The organism is Sphingomonas sp. ID1715 (assembly GCF_013044515.1).
In the GTDB taxonomy this organism is placed as follows: domain Bacteria; phylum Pseudomonadota; class Alphaproteobacteria; order Sphingomonadales; family Sphingomonadaceae; genus Sphingomonas_B.
The window spans coordinates 552,113-568,448 of sequence record NZ_JABEPR010000001.1; the positions used below are offsets into that span (position 1 = coordinate 552,113).

The window sequence follows — 16,336 nt, forward strand, 5'->3', positions numbered from 1 at the left end:
CGTGTCGCAACGCCGTTGCCCCGTTTATTCGGCGGCTTCGGCAGTCTTGGCCGGACGCGTGTCGCGGCGTTCGGCGATGCGGGCCGACTTGCCGGTGCGGCCGCGCAGATAATAGAGCTTCGCGCGGCGGACGACGCCCTTGCGCACCACATCGATCGACTCGATGTTCGGCGAATAGAGCGGGAAGACGCGCTCGACACCCTCGCCGAAGCTGATCTTGCGAACGGTGAAGCTGGAGCCCATGCCCTTGTTGGCGCGGGCGATGCACACGCCTTCATAGGCCTGGACGCGGGTGCGGTCGCCTTCGACCACGCGCACGCCGACGCGCAGCGTGTCGCCGGGACGAAATTCGGGAATCTTCTTCGCTTCGTTGAACTTGGCGATCTGCTCGGCTTCGAGCGTCTGGATCAGGTTCATGGCTCTTGGTCCTGTTGTCGTCGCCGCGCGCCAGAGGGCGACCCGACCCGAGCGCCCTCGTGGCGCTCCCAAAGGTCCGGCCGCCTTAGCCGTGTATCTGCCTCCGCCTGGTGTTTCCGCCAGGCGGCGATCTTCGCATGATCCCCCGATCGCAGCACTTCGGGGATCGTGCGCCCTTCCCAGTCGACTGGTCGGGTATAATGCGGATATTCGAGCAAGCCGCTTTCGAAGCTTTCCTCGATACCGCTGGAAGCGGCGCCCATTACGCCCGGAAGCAGCCGAATGCAAGCATCCAGCAGCACCATCGCCCCGAGCTCGCCGCCCGACAGGATATAGTCGCCGATCGACACGGGCTCCACGTCCCGGCCATCGAAGATGCGCTCGTCAAAGCCTTCGAACCGCCCGCACAGGATCGTGATGCCGCGCCCCCCGGCGAGCTGCCGCACTCGCGCCTGGGTGAGCGGGCGCCCACGCGGGCTCATTGCCAGCACCGGCGCCTCCGGCGACCGGCCCCTTGCGTGATCAACCGCGGCGGCGAGCACGTCGGCGCGCAGCACCATCCCCGCGCCCCCACCGGCAGGCGTGTCGTCGACGGTGCGGTGCTTGTCGGCCGCGAAGTCGCGGATGTGGACCGTCTCCAGCGACCACAGGCCCTCGCCCAGCGCGCGCCCGGCCAGGCTGACGCCGAGCGGTCCCGGAAACATGTCGGGGTAGAGCGTGAGGACGGTGGCGGCAAAGGGCATCAGGGCTGCGCTCCTGAAGGAACTTCGCGGGCGCCGCAACTTTGTGGAACGATGAGCGACTTCGACCATGACTGTTTGATCGTCGGCGGCGGCCCCGCCGGCCTGACCGCCGCCATTTACTTGACCCGCTTTCACCTGCGCATTCGCCTGATCGATGCCGGCAACAGCCGCGCGAGCCTGATCCCCTGCTCCCACAACCATGCCGGCTATCCGGAGGGCGTCAACGGCAAGGAGCTGATCCGGCTAATGACCGAACAGGCGCAGAGATATGGCGCCAAGATCGAGTGCGCCCGCGTGACGAGGCTCGACCGGGTCGACGGCGGCTTCGAGGCGGAATGGGGCTCGGGTCGCGAGACCACGCGGACGGTACTACTCGCAACCGGCGTCACCAACCGTCGGCCGCCAATGGACGAGCAAGTGCATGACGAGGCATTGGCGCGCGGTCTGATCCGCTACTGCCCAGTGTGCGACGGCTATGAAGTGACAGACAAGCGCGTCGGCATCATCGGCGACGATAGTCACGGGGTGGCCGAGGCCATCTTCCTGCGCAGCTTCACGCCGCATGTGACTTTGGTCGCGCCCGACACCGAGCACCGCAAGCTTGGCACACAGGAATGGGATCGGCTCGATCAGTTCGGCATCGCCGCGAAAGATGGGCCGGTCACAGATGTGAGACTGGAGGGCGACGAGATCGTGCTCGTCACGCCGTCAGGCGAACAGCGGTTCGACAGCGTCTATCCGGCGCTCGGATCGGACGTGCATTCCGCATTGGCGAAGATGATCGGCGTGGATCTCGCGCCCGATGGCTGCATCAAGGTGGACGATCATCAGCGCACGTCGGTGCCGGGCGTCTACGGGGCCGGCGACGTGGTCAAAGGCCTCGACCAGATCAGCCATGCGATGGGCGAAGGCGGCGTCGCGGCCACGACGATCCGCAACGACCTGGCAAAGCAGAGCCCGCTGCTACGTTAGGTCAGTGCGTGCCGCTCAGGGCGGCCACTTCGCGAGTGGCGGCAAGCACGCGGCGCGCGGTCTCGACCGGTGCCGCAAAGGATGTGCCTGTGCCCGTCACCTGCGCCCCGGCCGCCGTCACCGTCGGCACGTCCACGCCGCGCCGCCACACATAGAGATAGTCGTCCGCGTCGGGCCGATTGGTGCCGCGCCAGGGATTGCCGGCCAGATCGGTCGCCCCGACCAGCACCGCGCGCGGAAAGCCGGCGCGGGCCATGGCGGTGTTGTCCGGATGGTCACGGCCATTGTTGCCGGCCGCCATGACGACGATGATCCCCTTGGCTGCGGCGCGCCGCACGGCTTCGGTGATGTCCGGCGCGTCGGCGAGCGCGAGCGACAGGTTGATCGCGGTGACGCCCAGCTCCGCGGCTTTGTCGATCGCTGCCGCCACGGGGCGGGACGAAGGCTGGCAGGGCGGCGAACGGTCGGCCGGACAGCCGGCCGGGTCGTCGATGCGGATCGAGACGATGTCGACTGCACCTTGCGCCTCGCGATCAAGGATCGTCGCGACCATGGTGCCATGGTCATAGCGCGGCTGGAACGCCGGCCGGTCGCCAGCGACGTCATATTCGCCGACCAAGACGTTCGCCAGCTGCGGCGTGCGCGCCACGCCGCTGTCGATCACGGCGACGAGCGGGCGGGCAGTGGCGGAAACCGAGCCCATCAGGCCGATCAGGAACAGCAACAAACGCAAAGCCATCGGCCCCCCGACCGAACTGAACTCCACGAATCCCCCCGGACTCGCGACATCAATATGTGTTGCCCTGCTACTTCACGGAAGTGAAAATCACGCTAATCGCGACGAATGGTTGACCGCCAAGGAGCCCGGAGTTGAACGCCATCGAAACGATCATGCGGGCGGCCCCCGTCATTCCGGTACTCGTGCTCGACGATCCAAGCGAAGCGGTTGCGATCGGCGCCGCGCTGGTGAAGGGCGGCCTACCGGTGCTGGAGGTGACGCTGCGTACGCCTCGCGCGCTCGAAGTGCTCGCCGCCATGACCGCGATTGATGGCGCGATCGTCGGCGCGGGCACGGTGCTCGACGCAGCGCAGCTCGACCAGGCGCTTGACGCCGGCGCGCGGTTCATCGTCAGCCCGGGTCTGACCGACAGGCTCGCCAAGGCGGCGGCCGCGCGGCGGGCCTGCTTCCTGCCGGGCGTCGCCAACGCCTCCGACATCATGCGCGGCCTCGACCTCGGCCTGAACCGGTTCAAATTCTTTCCGGCCGAGGCGAGCGGGGGGCTGAGGGCGCTGAAGGCACTCGCCGGACCCTTCGGCGACGTCCGCTTCTGCCCAACTGGGGGGATCACGCTCGAAACCGCTCCTGCTTGGCTGGCGGAGGAAGCAGTGCTGTGCGTCGGCGGGTCCTGGCTGGTGAAGCCGGGCTTGAGCACCGCAGAGATCGAGGCGGCAGCTAGCCGGGCATCGTCACTCCCGCGCTGACCAGCCACACCGGCCAGGCAGCCACCGCGAGCAACGCGCCGAACGGCAGTCGCGTCGTCGGCGAGATGTCCGCGCCACGCGCGCGGGCGAGCAGCACCCCGCCGAGCCCCGCCAGGGCCGCGAGCAGCAGCACATAGGGCAGCGCCGCCCAGCCGAGCCAGGCGCCGATCGCCCCAAAGAGCTTCGGATCGCCGCCGCCCAGCCCTTCCCGATTCCGCACGAGGCGATAGGTCCAGCCGATCAGCCAGAGGCTCAGGAAGCCCGCCGCCATGCCGATGAGCCGATCGTTTGGGAATGGCGGTGCTCCGGCGGCTCCGAATGCAATGCCGAGCAGGGCGAGCAGCCCCGTCGCCCGGTCCGGCAACCAGAAATGCTCGACATCGAGCACGGCCAGCAGCAACAGGCCCCAGCCGAAAACCCCGCCCGACACGCCGCTCAATCCCGGCACGATGGCAAAGGAAACGGCGCCGATCAGCGCCGCTGCAATCTCGATCTGCAAATGCCGACGGTCGATGGCCCCGCCGCAGGCGCGACACCGGCCGCGCCGGATCAGGAACGAGAGGATTGGCACCAGCTCGAGGGAACCCAGCCTCTGGCCACAGCGGTCACAGCGCGAGCGGCCAGTCATCGCCTGCTCGCCTGCGGGCCAGCGGATCGCCACCGTCGCCAGAAAGCTGCCGACGATCGCGCCTAGTATCAGACCAGCCAATGCCCACATGACACCCCCCTGCCGTTCGCTTCGAGCGAAGTCGAGAAGCGCGTATCTCGACTTCGCTCGATACGAACGGATAAGGGGGTGAGAACCTGCCTCAGGAGTCCACATGACCGCCGATCCGATCGTCCTCCTTTCCTATGCCCGCACCCCGATGGGCGGCTTCCAGGGCGCGCTGAGCGGCGCGAGCGCGACCGAACTCGGCGCGACGGCGGTCGGTGCCGCGGTCGAGCGCGCCGGTGTCGCCAAGGAGGCGGTCGAGCGCATCTATATGGGCTGCGTGCTCCCGGGCGGCCTGGGCCAGGCACCGGCGCGGCAGGCCGCGATCAAGGGCGGACTGCCCGATTCAGTCGAGGCGACCACGGTCAACAAGATGTGTGGCTCCGGCATGCAGGCGGCGATCATGGGCGCCGAGGCGCTGGGGGCGGGTTCGGTCGATCTGCTCGTCGCGGGCGGCATGGAGAGCATGACCAACGCGCCTTATCTGATGACCAAGCATCGCGGCGGCGCCCGCATCGGCCACGACCGCATGTTCGACTCCATGTATCTGGACGGCCTCGAGGATGCCTATGATCCCGGCAAGCTGATGGGCGCCTTCGCCGAAGACACGGCACGCGAGTATCAGTTCACGCGCGAACAGCAGGATGATTACGCCGTCACCTCCCTCACTCGCGCGCAACAGGCGCAGCGGGACGGCAGCTTCGCGCGCGAGATCGTCCCCGTCACTGTCACCGGCCGCAAAGGCGACGTGACGGTCGGCGAGGACGAGCAGCCGGCCAAGGGGGACGTGTCGAAGATCCCCTCGCTCCGGCCCGCCTTTGCCAAGGACGGCACGATCACCGCCGCGAATGCCTCGTCCATCTCAGACGGCGCGGCCGCGCTGGTGATGACGCGCGCAAGCGTCGCCGAACGGCTCGGCGCGACGCCTGTGGCGCGGATCGTCAGCCACGCCGCCCACGCGCATCTGCCAGCCAAGTTCACGACCGCGCCGGTGTTCGCGATGCAGAAGGCGCTCGACAAGGCCGGCTGGGCGATCGGCGATGTCGACCTGTTCGAAGTCAACGAGGCCTTCGCCGTGGTGGCGATGATCGCGATGCGCGACCTGTCGATCCCGCACGACGTGCTCAACATCCATGGCGGCGCCACCGCGCTCGGTCATCCGATCGGCGCGAGCGGTGCGCGGATCATGGCGACCTTGCTGTCTGCGCTGGAGAAGAACGGGCAGAAGCGCGGGCTTGCCTCGCTCTGCATCGGCGGCGGCGAGGCCACGGCAGTCGCGGTCGAGCTGATGCACTGATGGCGGGCGCCGAGACGCTCAGCGGCGGGGTCCCGGAGGATGTCGAAGCGCTTGCGATCGAGCTGCTCAAGGCGGCATGCGACCGCGACCTCAAGCTTGCCACCGCGGAGAGCTGCACCGGCGGCCTGATCAGTTCGCTGCTGACCGACGTCGATGGCATGGGTCACGCATTCGAGCGCGGCTTCACCGTCTATACCGAGGAAGCCAAGGCCGGCATGCTCGGCGTCCCTCGCGGCCTGATCGACACGCACGGGGCGGTCAGCAAGGAAGTCGCGCTCGCCATGGCGAACGGCGCTCTCGCCCATAGCCGCGCGGACATTGCCGTCTCCGTTACCGGCTTTGCCGGTCGTGGCGCTCCGGAGGACGAGCCGGGCCTGGTCCACTTCGCCTGCATCCGCCGCGGCCGCACCACCCACCACCGCGAAGAACATTTCGGCGACATCGGCCGCGGCGCCGTCCGCTGCGCTGCCACCCGCGCGGCGCTGGAGATGATGCTGGACGCCGTGGATTGAGCGAGCGCTGAAGCCCTATCCCTCCAGGGGAGAGGGGCTCGGTATGTCACTCCTCCACCGCCTCGCCCGGCGCCACGCCCCATAGGCTGCGTGCTTCGATCCAGCCGCGGCGGCCCTTGACGTCGAAGTCGCACCAGCCGTCGCGGCAGCTGCGGAGCTTGCCGACCACGCCAGGGGAGGCGCGCCAGACGATCGCGGCACCGCCCTCTGGCCGGGCGCGCATCGGTGCGACATCGCCGCGGACCATGCCGGTGCGCTGGTCCGACAGCATGTTGGCCTGCATCCACCCCTGCGCCCCGTCCGGATCCTCCACCTTCCGCCACGCCGGAAAGATCGCGACGACCTTGACCGGCAGTCCGGCGCGGCGGAACTGCCAGATGGCGGGGAAATTGCGGCCAGGGCCGGTGCGGATATTGGCTTCGTTCGGCACCACCGACGCCCAATAAGGCGGCTTCTTGTCCTGCGCGGCAACGGGCGCGGCGAGGCAGAACAGCATCAGAGCGGCGATCGGCAACGGCTTCAGCATGACCGGCTTGTTGCCGCAGTCGGACTCGTGCTTCAAGCCGCGCTTGACGGCTTCCGTCGCCCCTGCCTAGCTCATCCTCATGGCCAGCCGCCCGCGCATCCTCGTCACCCGCACCCTGCCCGAAGCGATCGAGGCGCGGATGCGCGAGCTGTTCGATTTCACCGACGATTTGACCGCAGCCGAGGTGCTGGTGCCGACGATCGTGGACACCGTCGATGAGGCGCTGATCGATCGGGCCGGCCCGCGGCTGAAGCTGATCGCCAACTATGGCAACGGCGTCGATCACATCGACCTGAAGGCCGCCCGAGCCCGAGGCATTATCGTCACCAACACGCCCGGTGTGCTGACCGAAGACGCGGCCGACATGGCGATGGCGCTGATACTGGCAGTGCCCCGGCGCCTGTCGGAGGGCGAGCGGCTGGTCCGGTCCGGCAACTGGGGGGGCTGGGGCCCGACCACCATGCTCGGCCACCGCGTCAACGGCAAGGCGCTCGGCATTCTCGGCATGGGCCGGATCGGCCAGGCCATCGCGATGCGGGCGCGGGGCTTCGGCCTTTCAATCCATTATCACAACCGTCGCCGGCTGCCCGACGTGGTCGAGCGCGCGGTCGGCGCCGTCTGGCATCCCGAGTTGGACGATATGTTGACCGAGATCGACATCCTCTCGATCAACTGCCCGCACAACGCCTCGACCCACCACCTGATCGACGCCGGCCGGCTCGAGCTGCTTGGCCGCCAAGGCTATCTGATCAACATCGCGCGCGGCGAGATCGTCGACGAACCCGCGCTGATCGACGCGCTCGCCAACCGCACCATCGCCGGTGCGGGTCTCGACGTGTTCGAGCATGAACCCGCGGTCGACCCGCGCCTGCTCGCGCTCGATAATGTCGTCATGCTACCGCACATGGCGTCGGCCACGATCGAGGCGCGGCATGCGACGGGCGAAAAGGTGATCGCCAATATCCGCATGTGGGCCGACGGTCACCGCCCGCCCGATCAGGTTCTTGAGGGCTGGGCCTAGTTTTGGAGCCGGCACCGCTCGCCGCTGCCGTCCAGCGAATGCTCGGCCCCGGTGGAGCGGTGAAAAAGCTGACGCGGCTGACCGGCGGCGCCAATATGGAAAGCTGGTCGTTCGACCGCGACGGCCGGGGCTATGTGCTCCGCCGCGGGCCGCGCGCCGAGCTGATGGCAGGGCGGACCTACGGACACGACACCGAAGCGGCACTGATCCGCCTCGCTCGCAGCCACGGCGTGAAGGCGCCGGAAGTGGTCGGCGAACTTGCGCCAGAGGACGGGCTCGGCAGCGGCTATCTGATGCGCCGGGTGGAGGGGACGGCCGATCCGCGCCAGCTGCTTGCCGATCCCGCACGCGGCCTCCTCGACGACTTCGCGCGCGAACTCGCCCGCATCCACTCGATCGGGCTGGACGAGGTGCCGGACGGTGTCTCTCGCACTGAGACGGCGGAGATGGTCGACGCTCTCGCGGCTCACTTCGAAAGCCATGGCGGAGACCGGCCGGTCATGGCGCTCGCGCTTAGCTGGCTGCGCGACCACCTGCCCCCGCCCGCACCGCCGGTGCTGCTCCACGGCGACTTCCGGATCGGCAATCTCATGGCCGCCGCGAGCGGCCTCACTGCCGTGCTCGACTGGGAGCTCGCCCATGTCGGCGATCGACATCAGGACCTTGCCTATGGCTGCATCAACAGCTGGCGCTTCGGTCGCATCGATCAGCCCGCCTTCGGCATCGGCCAGTTGCCCGAGCTGTTCGCAGCATACGAACGGGAAAGTGGTGTCGCGGTCGATCCGGCGCGCTTCCGCTTCTGGCTCGTCTATTCGACGCTCTGGTGGGGCCTGACGTCCCTCGAAATGGCGGAGATCTGGCGCTCGGGCCGCGACCGCAGTCTGGAGCGCGCAGTAATCGGCCGCCGCGCATCTGAGACGGAAGTCGACCTGCTGATGCTGCTCGAGGAGGATGCACCCGAGGCGGAACGCAGTCCCGTCCATTTCCCGGATCCGGCGCCGGTCCGGCGCCAGGGCGAACCCTCCCCCACAGAATTGCTTGAAGCCTTGGCCGAATGGATCCATCGCGACGTGAAACCGCAGCTCGCCGGCCGCGATCGCTTCCAGGCCAATGTCGCGCTGAATGCCCTCGGCATGCTGACGCGCGAAGCCGCCCTGCCCTTCGATCGCGAACTCAGTGACGACCTGCTCGCCGGCCGCGCCAACCTCGCCACGCCCGGCCTGCTCGCCCGGCTGAAGCGCGAAACGCTTGCCAAGCTGGTCGCCGACCAACCCAAATACAGCGCGCTGAAGATTGCGCAGGAGCGATGGAGGGGATGATGGACTTGCAGCGCGTCCAATATGACTGCGATGGTCACCCGCTGACCGGCTGGCTGGCCGACGGGCCGCAGGACGGTCCCGGGGTGCTGATCCTCCATCAGGGCACAGGCGTCAGCCAGCACAGCAAGGACATGGCCACGCGCGCCGCAGGTCTCGGCTATGTCGCCTTCGCGCTCGACATGTACGGCAGCACGGCCGGCTCGGTCGAGGAGGCCGGCGCGTTGATGGGCGGGCTGATGGCGGATGCGTCATTGCTCCGCCGCCGGGCGCGTGCGGGGCTGGAGCAACTTGCCAGGCTATCCAGGGGGCCACACGCGGTGCTCGGCTTCTGCTTCGGCGGCATCGTGGCGCTGGAGATGCTGCGCGACGCGGCGCCGATCGCCTGCGCCATCGCCTTCCACCCCAGCTTCAAGAAACCGGCGGGGTCGACCGGGCTGCCCAAGGGCAAGGTGCTGATGATGATCGGCGATCAGGACCCGCTGATCCCCGACGAGGACCGCGCCGCCTTTCGCACGGAGATGGACGTGGCCGGCGCCGACTGGCAGCTCCACCAATTCGGTGGCGTCGGCCACAGCTTCACCGATCCCGCGGTTGAGCAACTCAATTATCCAGGGTTTCGCTACGACGCCAAAGCTGACGCGCGGTCCTGGTCCATGGCGGCAGCGATGCTGAAGGAGTGCTTCGCCTGATGCTGTTCGGCATCCCGCAGGAGATCACCGCCTACCTCGCCGAACTCGACGCGTTCATCGCGCGCGAGATCACGCCGCTCGAGCAGGCGGACGACAATATCCGCTTCTTCGATCACCGCCGCGAGCATGCGCGGACGGACTGGGATCGCGGTGGCCTGCCGCGACCTGAATGGGAGGCGCTGCTCGCCGTAATGCGGCAGCGTGCGGACGCTGCGGGTCACTACCGCTTCGCGATTCCGGCCGAATATGGCGGCAAGGACGGATCGAACCTGGCGATGGCAGTGATCCGTCATCACCTCGCCGCCAAGGGATTGGGCCTGCACAACGACCTACAGAATGAATCGAGCATCGTCGGCAATCTCGTCCAGGTGCTGATGCTGCGCGACTTCGGCACGCCCGAACAGCAGCGCGCCTTCATCCCCCCGATGCTCACGGGCGACATGCGCTGGTCATTCGGCCTGACCGAGGAGGCGCATGGCTCCGACGCGACGCATATGGATACGCGCGCGGTGCCGGAGGAGCGGGACGGCGTCGCCGGCTACCGCATAGACGGCGAGAAGGTGTGGATCACCGGCGTCCATGTCGCGACGCATGTGATGACCTTCGCGCGCACTTCGGGTGAGGACGGCAAGGCGCGGGGCATCACCTGCTTAATTGTGCCGACCGACGCACCTGGCTTCCAGGTCGGCGACTATCTCTGGACCTTCAACATGCCGACCGATCACCCGCGGCTGCGCTATGAGGGCGTTTGGGTCCCGGAAAGCGCCATCTTGGGCCAGCTGGATCAAGGCCTCGCGGTCGCCCAGCATTTCGTCCACGAAAACCGCATCCGCCAAGCGGCAAGCTCCGTCGGGGCGGCGCAATATTGCATCGACGAAGCGGTGAAATATGCGCGTGAACGCAAGCCGTTCGGCAAGCCGCTTGCCGTCAATCAGGCGATCCAGTTTCCGCTTGTCGAACTCGCCACCGAAGCCGAGATGCTGCGCCTGCTGATCTACAAGACGGCGGCCGAAATGGACACCATGTCCAAGCCCGAAGTGGCGATCCGCCTCTCCGACAAGGTCAGCATGTGCAATTATCGGGCGAACCGGTTGGTCTGCCAGGCCTCCGATTTCGCGATGCAAGTCCATGGCGGCATCGGCTATTCACGCCACAAGCCGTTCGAACATATCTACCGCCACCACCGCCGCTACCGCATCACCGAAGGCTCGGAAGAGATCCAGATGCGCAAGGTCGCGGGGCATCTGTTCGGCTTCGTGGACGGGTGACGACGGCGCTTCCTGTCGAACCTTCCCGGCGCAGGTATGTGCGCCTACTCTGGCTCCCGGTCATTGTTTTGAACGACCAAACGGCCGACTTCCAGCTCGTCGATGCGCAGCTTGCGAATGCGTGCCTCGCCCACCCTCAGGCGCCCGATTACCACCACGCCCGCGGCGAAAGCACCGATCGCCAGCGCTCCTAAGGCGGCTGCGGCGCCGGCAACGGCGCCAGTGGCCGCTGATCCGGTGGCCGACGCACCTGTCGCAGCCGCTCCGATGAGGACGCGCCGCTCCACCCGGCGACCACCTTTCCCGCGATCTGCCGAGGGAGGTGTCTCATCGTGATTCATGCGTGGCCGTCTCATCCCGGCAGCATGCGCGGCTTTAGCGTCGCTCGCAACCGAGCAAGGACGCCGGCGACATCCTCACCGCAGCTTGGCGATGCTGAGTCCGTCCTGCTTCGCGCGGTCCTTCACCGACTCCTCGCTGCGGGTGAGCGCCTTGGCGATCGCCTTCAGCGCCATGCCCTTCTTGGCGAGCGTGTGCAGTTTCTGCACTTCGTCCGGCCGCCAGGGCTGGCGATGACGTTCGAACTTCTCGGCCATGTTGCTCCTGACCTCATCGTTGGGGCGCAGCGACATCGAGCCGTTGGAGCAGGTGCCTTCCGCGAAGCCGTTGCCGGACTTAAGCGTTGCGGTAGCAATGAAAGCTGCCGACGTCACCAGAGCGGAACGCGTATCCTGGCTTCTGCTCGCACTGATGTTTGCGACCTTCCTGATGCTGCAGGTCACACGTCCCTTCGCCTTTGCAGCGCCGGGTTTGGCCGCAGCCGCGCTGATCCTCGGCGGACTGGCCATCGGCTTCCGCCGCGCGAAGCGGCTGGACCAGCCGCGCGCCCGCGCCGGAGCGGTCGCGCTCATCCAGATGACCCTGTTTACGCTGCTCGCGATCGCGCTGTCCTACGCCTTCACCGCTCGCGCCGGGCCGCTATGGGACGGCAGCCTGGCGCAGGCGGACCGGGCCATGGGTCTCGAGTGGCCGGTGCTCCGCGCGACGCTTGACCGCTGGCCACTCGCAGTCCCGCTGCTCGGTTTCAGCTATCACAGCCTGTCGCTGCAGATGGTAGTGCTGATCTGCGGGCTAAGCGCGGCGGGCGAGCTCAGCCGGCTGCGTCTGCTGGTGTGCGCCGCGATCCTGTCCGGCTTTGCGACCGTGTTCCTCTCCGCTGTCGTTCCGGCCAACGGCAACCTGTTCGATCCCGCGCAATATCGCTATCTCTGGCCCGCGGTGCCCTGGCAACAGGCGGAACTGCTGCACGGTCTGCGGAGCGGCGCCGTCCGCACGATCGACTTCATGAAGCCGGAAGGCATCGTCACCTTCCCTTCCTACCACGCCACACTGGGGCTGCTGTTCGCCCGGGGCTTTCGCTACGTGCCGGGGCTGCGGGTCGCCGGACCGGTGTGGGCCGGGCTGACGGTTCTCGCCACGCCGATCTTCGGCGGACACTATATGGTGGACGTGCTCGCAGGAGCGGTGCTGGCCGTTATAGCCGCCGCATGCGCCGTGCGGCTGGACACCGCGCCGACGCGGAGCTTGCTGCCCTCGTCAGCGCGCCGCGTTGCGCTTCAGCGCCACTAGCGCATCATCCAGTCGCGACAGAAAGCGCGACCGGTCGGCCTTGGCGAACGGCTTTGGTCCGCCCACCACGTCACCGCCGGCGCGCAGGTCGGCCATGATCGCCCGCATCGCGACGGCGGAGCCGATCGAAGCCGAGGTGAACGGCTCTCCGGTCGGCGAGATCACCCGTGCTCCGGCCTTCAGGCAGCGATCGGCGAGCAGGATATCGGCGGTGATCACGACCGTGTGGCCATCCGCCTCGGCCGCGATCCAGTCGTCGGCAGCGTCAAAGGCTTCGCTCACGATTTGACGAGTGACGAGCGGATGCTCCGGCACCCGCAGCCTGCTGTTGCTGACGATCGTCACCGGCACTTCGTGGCGGAAGGCGACGCGATACACCTCGTCCTTGACCGGGCAGGCATCGGCATCGACCAGGATGCGGACACTCACCGTGCTCGACCGGGCCTTCTGCCGCTGGCATTCGGCTTGCCATGGGGACGCGGCTTGTAGGTCTTGCGCGGCGCCTCTCGCACCGGCCCACCCTGCAGGGGTTCCAGGGCGATATTGCTTTCCGGATCGCCCTTGTCGGCACTGCGGTGCCAAGCCGAGGCAAAGCGCTGGGCGACACCCCCCGCGACTTCGAAATGCGTCTCATTCGGCTGAATGCGGATCGCCCCGACTTCGGCCTTGGTGATGTGCCCGCGGCGGCAGAGCAGGGGCAGGATCCAGCGCGGATCGGCATTGTGGCGGCGGCCGACATCGATGCGGAACCAGGCGCTGCCGTCGAAGCCGCCGCGCGGCTCGCGCGTCCGCTCCTGCGGCCCCGAGCTACCGACCAGCTCCTCCGGCTCGGGCAGCGCTGCGCGATGCGCGCGCACCAGGGCCGCGGCAATCTCTTCCGGGCTGCGCTGAGCGAGCAGCCGCGCCGCAATCGCCTGGTCCTCCTCGTCCACGTCGACGGGCTGCAGCAGCGTGTCGAGCAGCCGCTCGCGGTCCTGCGCCCTGATCTGCTCGGGCGTGGGCGGATCGATCCACTCGGCGCTGATGCGCGCGCCCCGAAGCATCATTTCGACCCGGCGACGGCGCTGGAAGGGCACGACCAGCACGGCGGTGCCCTTCTTGCCGGCGCGTCCCGTGCGGCCGGACCGGTGCTGCAGCGTCTCCGCGTCGCGCGGCAACTCGACATGGATTACGAGGCTGAGGCTCGGCAGGTCGATGCCGCGCGCCGCCACGTCGGTCGCGACGCAGACCCGCGCGCGGCGGTCACGGAGCGCCTGCAGCGCCGCGTTGCGCTCATTCTGGCTATGCTCACCGGACAGGGCCACCGCCCCGAAGCCGCGTTCGATCAGCGTGGCGTGCAGGTGCCGGACATTCTCGCGCGTGGCGCAGAATAGCATCGCCGTATCGGCCTCGTGCAGGCGCAGCAGGTTGATGACGGCATGTTCGATATCCGGTGGGGCGACGGCCAACGCCTGATAGGCGATGTCGCCATGCCCCCGTTCCTCGCCGACGGTAGAAATGCGCAGCGCATCGCGCTGGTAGCGCTTCGCCAGCGCGACAATCGGCTTGGGCATCGTCGCGGAGAAGAGCAGGGTCCGTCGTTCCTGCGGCGAGGCGTCGAGGATCTGCTCGAGGTCCTCGCGAAAGCCCATGTCGAGCATCTCATCGGCCTCATCGAGCACCGCCACCCGCAGCGCCGAGAGGTCGAGCGCACCGCGTTCGAGATGGTCCCGCAGCCGGCCAGGCGTGCCGACGACGATGTGCGCGCCGTGTGACAAAGCACGACGCTCCTTCGACGGGTCCATGCCACCGACGCAGGTGGCGATGCGCCCGCCCGCTTTGTCGTAGAGCCATACGAGCTCGCGGCTCACCTGCAGCGCCAGTTCACGCGTCGGCGCGATGACGAGCGCTAGCGGCGCGCCGGGGCGCGGCAGCGCGGCGCCGTCGAGCAGTTCGCCGGCCATTGCGAGGCCAAAGGCGACCGTCTTGCCGGACCCGGTCTGGGCGGAGACGATCAGGTCGCGGCCTTGCGCCTGCGGTTCGAGCACGGCCGCTTGCACCGCGGTGGGCGCCTCATAGCCGCGCGCGACGAGAGCCTCGGCGAGAGGCTGGGGGAGATCTGAAAAGGACATGATCGCCTTAAATGGTGTGGTGCGCCTGAATCCCAAGCGCCGTAAACTCCGGGGCTCAATCCCCGGTCAAAATCCGGTCGACCAGCTGCTTTACCGTCGGCACGAACCCATTCGAATAAAAGGGGTCCTTCTTGAAGTTGTAGGCATTGTGCCCCGCGAACATCAGGTTCTGGTCGACGGGTGCACCATGCGCGATGTCCTGCAGCGTCTTCTGGATGCAGAAGCTGCGCGGGTCAGCCAGGCGGCCAGTCGAGTTGGTCTCGTTGTCGGCCCAGGCCGAGAAGGCGCATTGGCTGAGGCAGCCCATGCAATCGGCCTGGTCCTTGCGGATCACCGCCTTCTCGGCCGGCGTGACGAAGATCAGCGTGTTGTCGGGGGTCTTGAGCGCCTCGGTAAAGCCCAGGCCGTACCATTCGCGCGCGCGCAGCAGGTCGCCGCGCGTCACCCAGAAGTTTTTGCCCTTAACTCCGACATCGAGCTGGTGGGTATGGTCACCCGCCATCTCGCCCGAAAAGGCGATCTGCCGCTCCGACCGCGCGACCAGCTCGCGCAGGAAGGGGTTGAGAACCGCCGACGAATAGAAACCCGTCGGCGAGAATTTGTGAAGTAGCACGTCGCCGGGTTCCAGCGTCATCAGCGCCTGCTTCCACCCGTCCGGGATCGGACTTTCGCGGGTCAGCAGCGGCCGGGTGCCGAACTGGAAGGCAATCGAGCCGAGTTCCGGATTGTCGATCCAGTGGTTCCAGTCCCGCAGATACCAGACGCCGCCGGCCATCACGATCGGCACCTCGTCCGAAATGCCGCCGCTGCGCATCGTTTCGCGCAATGCCTTGACGCGGGGATAGGGATCCTGCGGCTCGAGCGGATTCTCCGCGTTGGACAGGCCGTTATGCCCGCCGGCCAGCCACGGATCTTCGTAAACAACCGCCGCCAGCCATTCCGAGAATTTCGAATAGGCCCGCTTCCACAAGGCACTGAACGCGCGCGCCGAGCTGATGATCGGCAGATAATTAACACCGTAGGAGGCGGTGATCTCGGACAACTTGTAGGGCATGCCCGCCCCGCAGGTCACGCCAGCGACCAGGCCGCGCGTCCGCTCCAGCACGCCGTGCAGGATGCGCTGGGCTCCGCCCATCTCCCACAGCACGTTGATGTTGATCGCGCCCTTGCCGCCCGCCATTTCATAGGCGCGCTTCACCTGCTCGACGGCACCCGCGATCGCATATTCGATAAGCTCTTCGTGCCGCTCGCGCCGCGTGCGCGCCTGATAGACCTGGGGCACGATCTTGCCGGTCGGGTCATAGCTGTCGGCATTGACCGCGGAGACTGTGCCGATGCCGCCGGCGGCCGCCCAGGCGCCGGAGCTCTGGTGATTGGTGGCGGACACGCCCTTGCCGCCCTCGATCAGCGGCCAGACTTCGCGTCCGGCATAGAGGATCGGCTTCAGGCCCTTGAAACCCATGGTCGCAGCGTTCATCGGCGCGCCTATAGCAGCGGTTTCGGCGGTCGGGCAAAGAAACTTGGCTCCAATCCGCCTGCTCGCGCAACGCGCGGAAGGAGTGAACGCTCCTCTGAGAAATCGTCCCATTCCGAGACAAAGAGCGGAACTTCGGGCCTTATCACAAGTTAGTAGATCAT

General features: G+C 67.5%; 19 protein-coding genes. 9 read left to right on the top strand and 10 right to left on the bottom strand.

Annotated features, from left to right (window positions below; translation table 11 throughout):
- Window positions 1-24: 24 nt before the first annotated feature.
- Entirely contained in the window at window positions 25-417 is a 393-nt protein-coding gene (gene rplS / locus HJG53_RS02725) for a 50S ribosomal protein L19 (protein WP_171127634.1), read from the bottom strand.
- Complete coding sequence (gene trmD, locus HJG53_RS02730) at window positions 414-1,160, bottom strand: tRNA (guanosine(37)-N1)-methyltransferase TrmD (RefSeq protein WP_171127635.1); 747 nt, start codon at window positions 1,158-1,160, stop codon at window positions 414-416. The genes rplS and trmD overlap by 4 nt, the downstream gene beginning before the upstream one ends.
- 51 nt (window positions 1,161-1,211) lie before the next feature.
- Here trmD and HJG53_RS02735 point away from each other — a divergent pair, with 51 nt between their 5' ends.
- Window positions 1,212-2,132, top strand: coding sequence for an NAD(P)/FAD-dependent oxidoreductase (locus HJG53_RS02735; protein ID WP_171127636.1), 921 nt, complete (start codon window positions 1,212-1,214; stop codon window positions 2,130-2,132).
- Between the two features lies 1 nt (window position 2,133).
- On the opposite strand, the gene HJG53_RS02740 is transcribed toward HJG53_RS02735, so the two are convergent.
- Window positions 2,134-2,871, bottom strand: a complete 738-nt coding sequence (locus HJG53_RS02740) for a S8/S53 family peptidase (RefSeq protein WP_171127637.1) — start codon at window positions 2,869-2,871, stop codon at window positions 2,134-2,136.
- A gap of 152 nt (window positions 2,872-3,023) precedes the next feature.
- On the opposite strand from HJG53_RS02740, the gene eda reads away from it, so the two are divergent.
- Window positions 3,024-3,614, top strand: coding sequence for a bifunctional 4-hydroxy-2-oxoglutarate aldolase/2-dehydro-3-deoxy-phosphogluconate aldolase (gene eda / locus HJG53_RS02745; RefSeq protein ID WP_171128133.1), 591 nt, complete (start codon window positions 3,024-3,026; stop codon window positions 3,612-3,614).
- Here eda and HJG53_RS02750 read toward each other — a convergent pair.
- Complete coding sequence (locus tag HJG53_RS02750) at window positions 3,586-4,332, bottom strand: A24 family peptidase (RefSeq protein ID WP_171127638.1); 747 nt, start codon at window positions 4,330-4,332, stop codon at window positions 3,586-3,588. The two genes, eda and HJG53_RS02750, sit on opposite strands and share 29 nt — an antisense overlap.
- A 103-nt stretch (window positions 4,333-4,435) precedes the next feature.
- Between HJG53_RS02750 and HJG53_RS02755 the strand changes: the two genes are divergently transcribed.
- Together HJG53_RS02755 and HJG53_RS02760 are read left to right on the top strand one after the other, a co-directional pair.
- Entirely contained in the window at window positions 4,436-5,623 is a 1,188-nt protein-coding gene (locus HJG53_RS02755) for an acetyl-CoA C-acyltransferase (protein WP_171127639.1), read from the top strand.
- Window positions 5,623-6,135, top strand: a complete 513-nt coding sequence (locus HJG53_RS02760) for a CinA family protein (RefSeq protein ID WP_171127640.1) — start codon at window positions 5,623-5,625, stop codon at window positions 6,133-6,135. The genes HJG53_RS02755 and HJG53_RS02760 overlap by 1 nt, the downstream gene beginning before the upstream one ends.
- 46 nt (window positions 6,136-6,181) lie before the next feature.
- Here HJG53_RS02760 and HJG53_RS02765 read toward each other — a convergent pair whose 3' ends face one another.
- The gene (locus HJG53_RS02765) at window positions 6,182-6,697 is read right to left on the bottom strand and encodes an SH3 domain-containing protein (RefSeq protein WP_254447477.1); all 516 of its coding nucleotides are present in this window, start codon (window positions 6,695-6,697) and stop codon (window positions 6,182-6,184) included.
- A 43-nt stretch (window positions 6,698-6,740) separates the two neighbouring features.
- On the opposite strand from HJG53_RS02765, the gene HJG53_RS02770 reads away from it, so the two are divergent.
- Genes HJG53_RS02770 through HJG53_RS02785 form a run of 4 tightly spaced genes read left to right on the top strand, consistent with a single transcriptional unit; the run spans window position 6,741 to window position 10,958 of the window.
- Entirely contained in the window at window positions 6,741-7,682 is a 942-nt protein-coding gene (locus tag HJG53_RS02770) for a D-glycerate dehydrogenase (protein ID WP_171127641.1), read from the top strand.
- Between the two features lie 59 nt (window positions 7,683-7,741).
- The gene (locus tag HJG53_RS02775; RefSeq protein WP_368039486.1) at window positions 7,742-9,001 is read left to right on the top strand and encodes a phosphotransferase family protein; all 1,260 of its coding nucleotides are present in this window, start codon (window positions 7,742-7,744) and stop codon (window positions 8,999-9,001) included.
- Complete coding sequence (locus HJG53_RS02780) at window positions 9,001-9,690, top strand: dienelactone hydrolase family protein (RefSeq protein WP_217352568.1); 690 nt, start codon at window positions 9,001-9,003, stop codon at window positions 9,688-9,690. Before HJG53_RS02775 ends, HJG53_RS02780 begins: the two co-directional genes overlap by 1 nt.
- A complete protein-coding gene (locus HJG53_RS02785) occupies window positions 9,690-10,958 on the top strand; it encodes an acyl-CoA dehydrogenase family protein (protein WP_171127642.1) in 1,269 nt (422 codons plus the stop codon). The genes HJG53_RS02780 and HJG53_RS02785 overlap by 1 nt, the downstream gene beginning before the upstream one ends.
- Window positions 10,959-11,002: 44 nt before the next feature.
- Here HJG53_RS02785 and HJG53_RS02790 read toward each other — a convergent pair whose 3' ends face one another.
- Both HJG53_RS02790 and HJG53_RS02795 read right to left on the bottom strand, forming a co-directional pair.
- Window positions 11,003-11,245 (bottom strand): hypothetical protein, encoded by a 243-nt coding sequence (locus tag HJG53_RS02790; RefSeq protein ID WP_171127643.1) that lies wholly within the window; start codon window positions 11,243-11,245, stop codon window positions 11,003-11,005.
- Between the two features lie 129 nt (window positions 11,246-11,374).
- The gene (locus tag HJG53_RS02795; protein WP_171127644.1) at window positions 11,375-11,554 is read right to left on the bottom strand and encodes a hypothetical protein; all 180 of its coding nucleotides are present in this window, start codon (window positions 11,552-11,554) and stop codon (window positions 11,375-11,377) included.
- A 154-nt stretch (window positions 11,555-11,708) separates the two neighbouring features.
- On the opposite strand from HJG53_RS02795, the gene HJG53_RS02800 reads away from it, so the two are divergent.
- The gene (locus HJG53_RS02800; RefSeq protein WP_217352569.1) at window positions 11,709-12,587 is read left to right on the top strand and encodes a phosphatase PAP2 family protein; all 879 of its coding nucleotides are present in this window, start codon (window positions 11,709-11,711) and stop codon (window positions 12,585-12,587) included.
- Here the strand turns inward: HJG53_RS02800 and HJG53_RS02805 are convergent.
- Genes HJG53_RS02805 through HJG53_RS02815 form a run of 3 tightly spaced genes read right to left on the bottom strand, consistent with a single transcriptional unit; the run spans window position 12,555 to window position 16,175 of the window.
- On the bottom strand, window positions 12,555-13,016 hold the full coding sequence (locus HJG53_RS02805; RefSeq protein ID WP_171127646.1) for a YaiI/YqxD family protein: 462 nt from the start codon (window positions 13,014-13,016) through the stop codon (window positions 12,555-12,557). The two genes, HJG53_RS02800 and HJG53_RS02805, sit on opposite strands and share 33 nt — an antisense overlap.
- Window positions 13,013-14,698: a DEAD/DEAH box helicase gene (locus tag HJG53_RS02810; protein WP_171127647.1), complete on the bottom strand. Its 1,686-nt coding sequence runs from the start codon at window positions 14,696-14,698 to the stop codon at window positions 13,013-13,015. The genes HJG53_RS02805 and HJG53_RS02810 overlap by 4 nt, the downstream gene beginning before the upstream one ends.
- 55 nt (window positions 14,699-14,753) lie before the next feature.
- A complete protein-coding gene (locus HJG53_RS02815) occupies window positions 14,754-16,175 on the bottom strand; it encodes a nitronate monooxygenase family protein (protein WP_254447478.1) in 1,422 nt (473 codons plus the stop codon).
- Between the last annotated feature and the right edge of the window lie 161 nt (window positions 16,176-16,336).

Bases quoted from the DNA above. Each gene is read 5' to 3' on its own strand.
- rplS (WP_171127634.1), bottom strand. From the start codon at position 417: ATGAACCTGATCCAGACGCTCGAAGCCGAGCAGATCGCCAAGTTCAAC.
- trmD (WP_171127635.1), bottom strand. From the start codon at position 1,160: ATGCCCTTTGCCGCCACCGTCCTCACGCTCTACCCCGACATGTTTCCG.
- HJG53_RS02735 (WP_171127636.1), top strand. From the start codon at position 1,212: ATGAGCGACTTCGACCATGACTGTTTGATCGTCGGCGGCGGCCCCGCC.
- HJG53_RS02740 (WP_171127637.1), bottom strand. From the start codon at position 2,871: ATGGCTTTGCGTTTGTTGCTGTTCCTGATCGGCCTGATGGGCTCGGTT.
- eda (WP_171128133.1), top strand. From the start codon at position 3,024: ATGCGGGCGGCCCCCGTCATTCCGGTACTCGTGCTCGACGATCCAAGC.
- HJG53_RS02750 (WP_171127638.1), bottom strand. From the start codon at position 4,332: ATGTGGGCATTGGCTGGTCTGATACTAGGCGCGATCGTCGGCAGCTTT.
- HJG53_RS02755 (WP_171127639.1), top strand. From the start codon at position 4,436: ATGACCGCCGATCCGATCGTCCTCCTTTCCTATGCCCGCACCCCGATG.
- HJG53_RS02760 (WP_171127640.1), top strand. From the start codon at position 5,623: ATGGCGGGCGCCGAGACGCTCAGCGGCGGGGTCCCGGAGGATGTCGAA.
- HJG53_RS02770 (WP_171127641.1), top strand. From the start codon at position 6,741: ATGGCCAGCCGCCCGCGCATCCTCGTCACCCGCACCCTGCCCGAAGCG.
- HJG53_RS02780 (WP_217352568.1), top strand. From the start codon at position 9,001: ATGGACTTGCAGCGCGTCCAATATGACTGCGATGGTCACCCGCTGACC.
- HJG53_RS02785 (WP_171127642.1), top strand. From the start codon at position 9,690: ATGCTGTTCGGCATCCCGCAGGAGATCACCGCCTACCTCGCCGAACTC.
- HJG53_RS02795 (WP_171127644.1), bottom strand. From the start codon at position 11,554: ATGGCCGAGAAGTTCGAACGTCATCGCCAGCCCTGGCGGCCGGACGAA.
- HJG53_RS02800 (WP_217352569.1), top strand. From the start codon at position 11,709: ATGTTTGCGACCTTCCTGATGCTGCAGGTCACACGTCCCTTCGCCTTT.
- HJG53_RS02810 (WP_171127647.1), bottom strand. From the start codon at position 14,698: ATGTCCTTTTCAGATCTCCCCCAGCCTCTCGCCGAGGCTCTCGTCGCG.
- HJG53_RS02815 (WP_254447478.1), bottom strand. From the start codon at position 16,175: ATGAACGCTGCGACCATGGGTTTCAAGGGCCTGAAGCCGATCCTCTAT.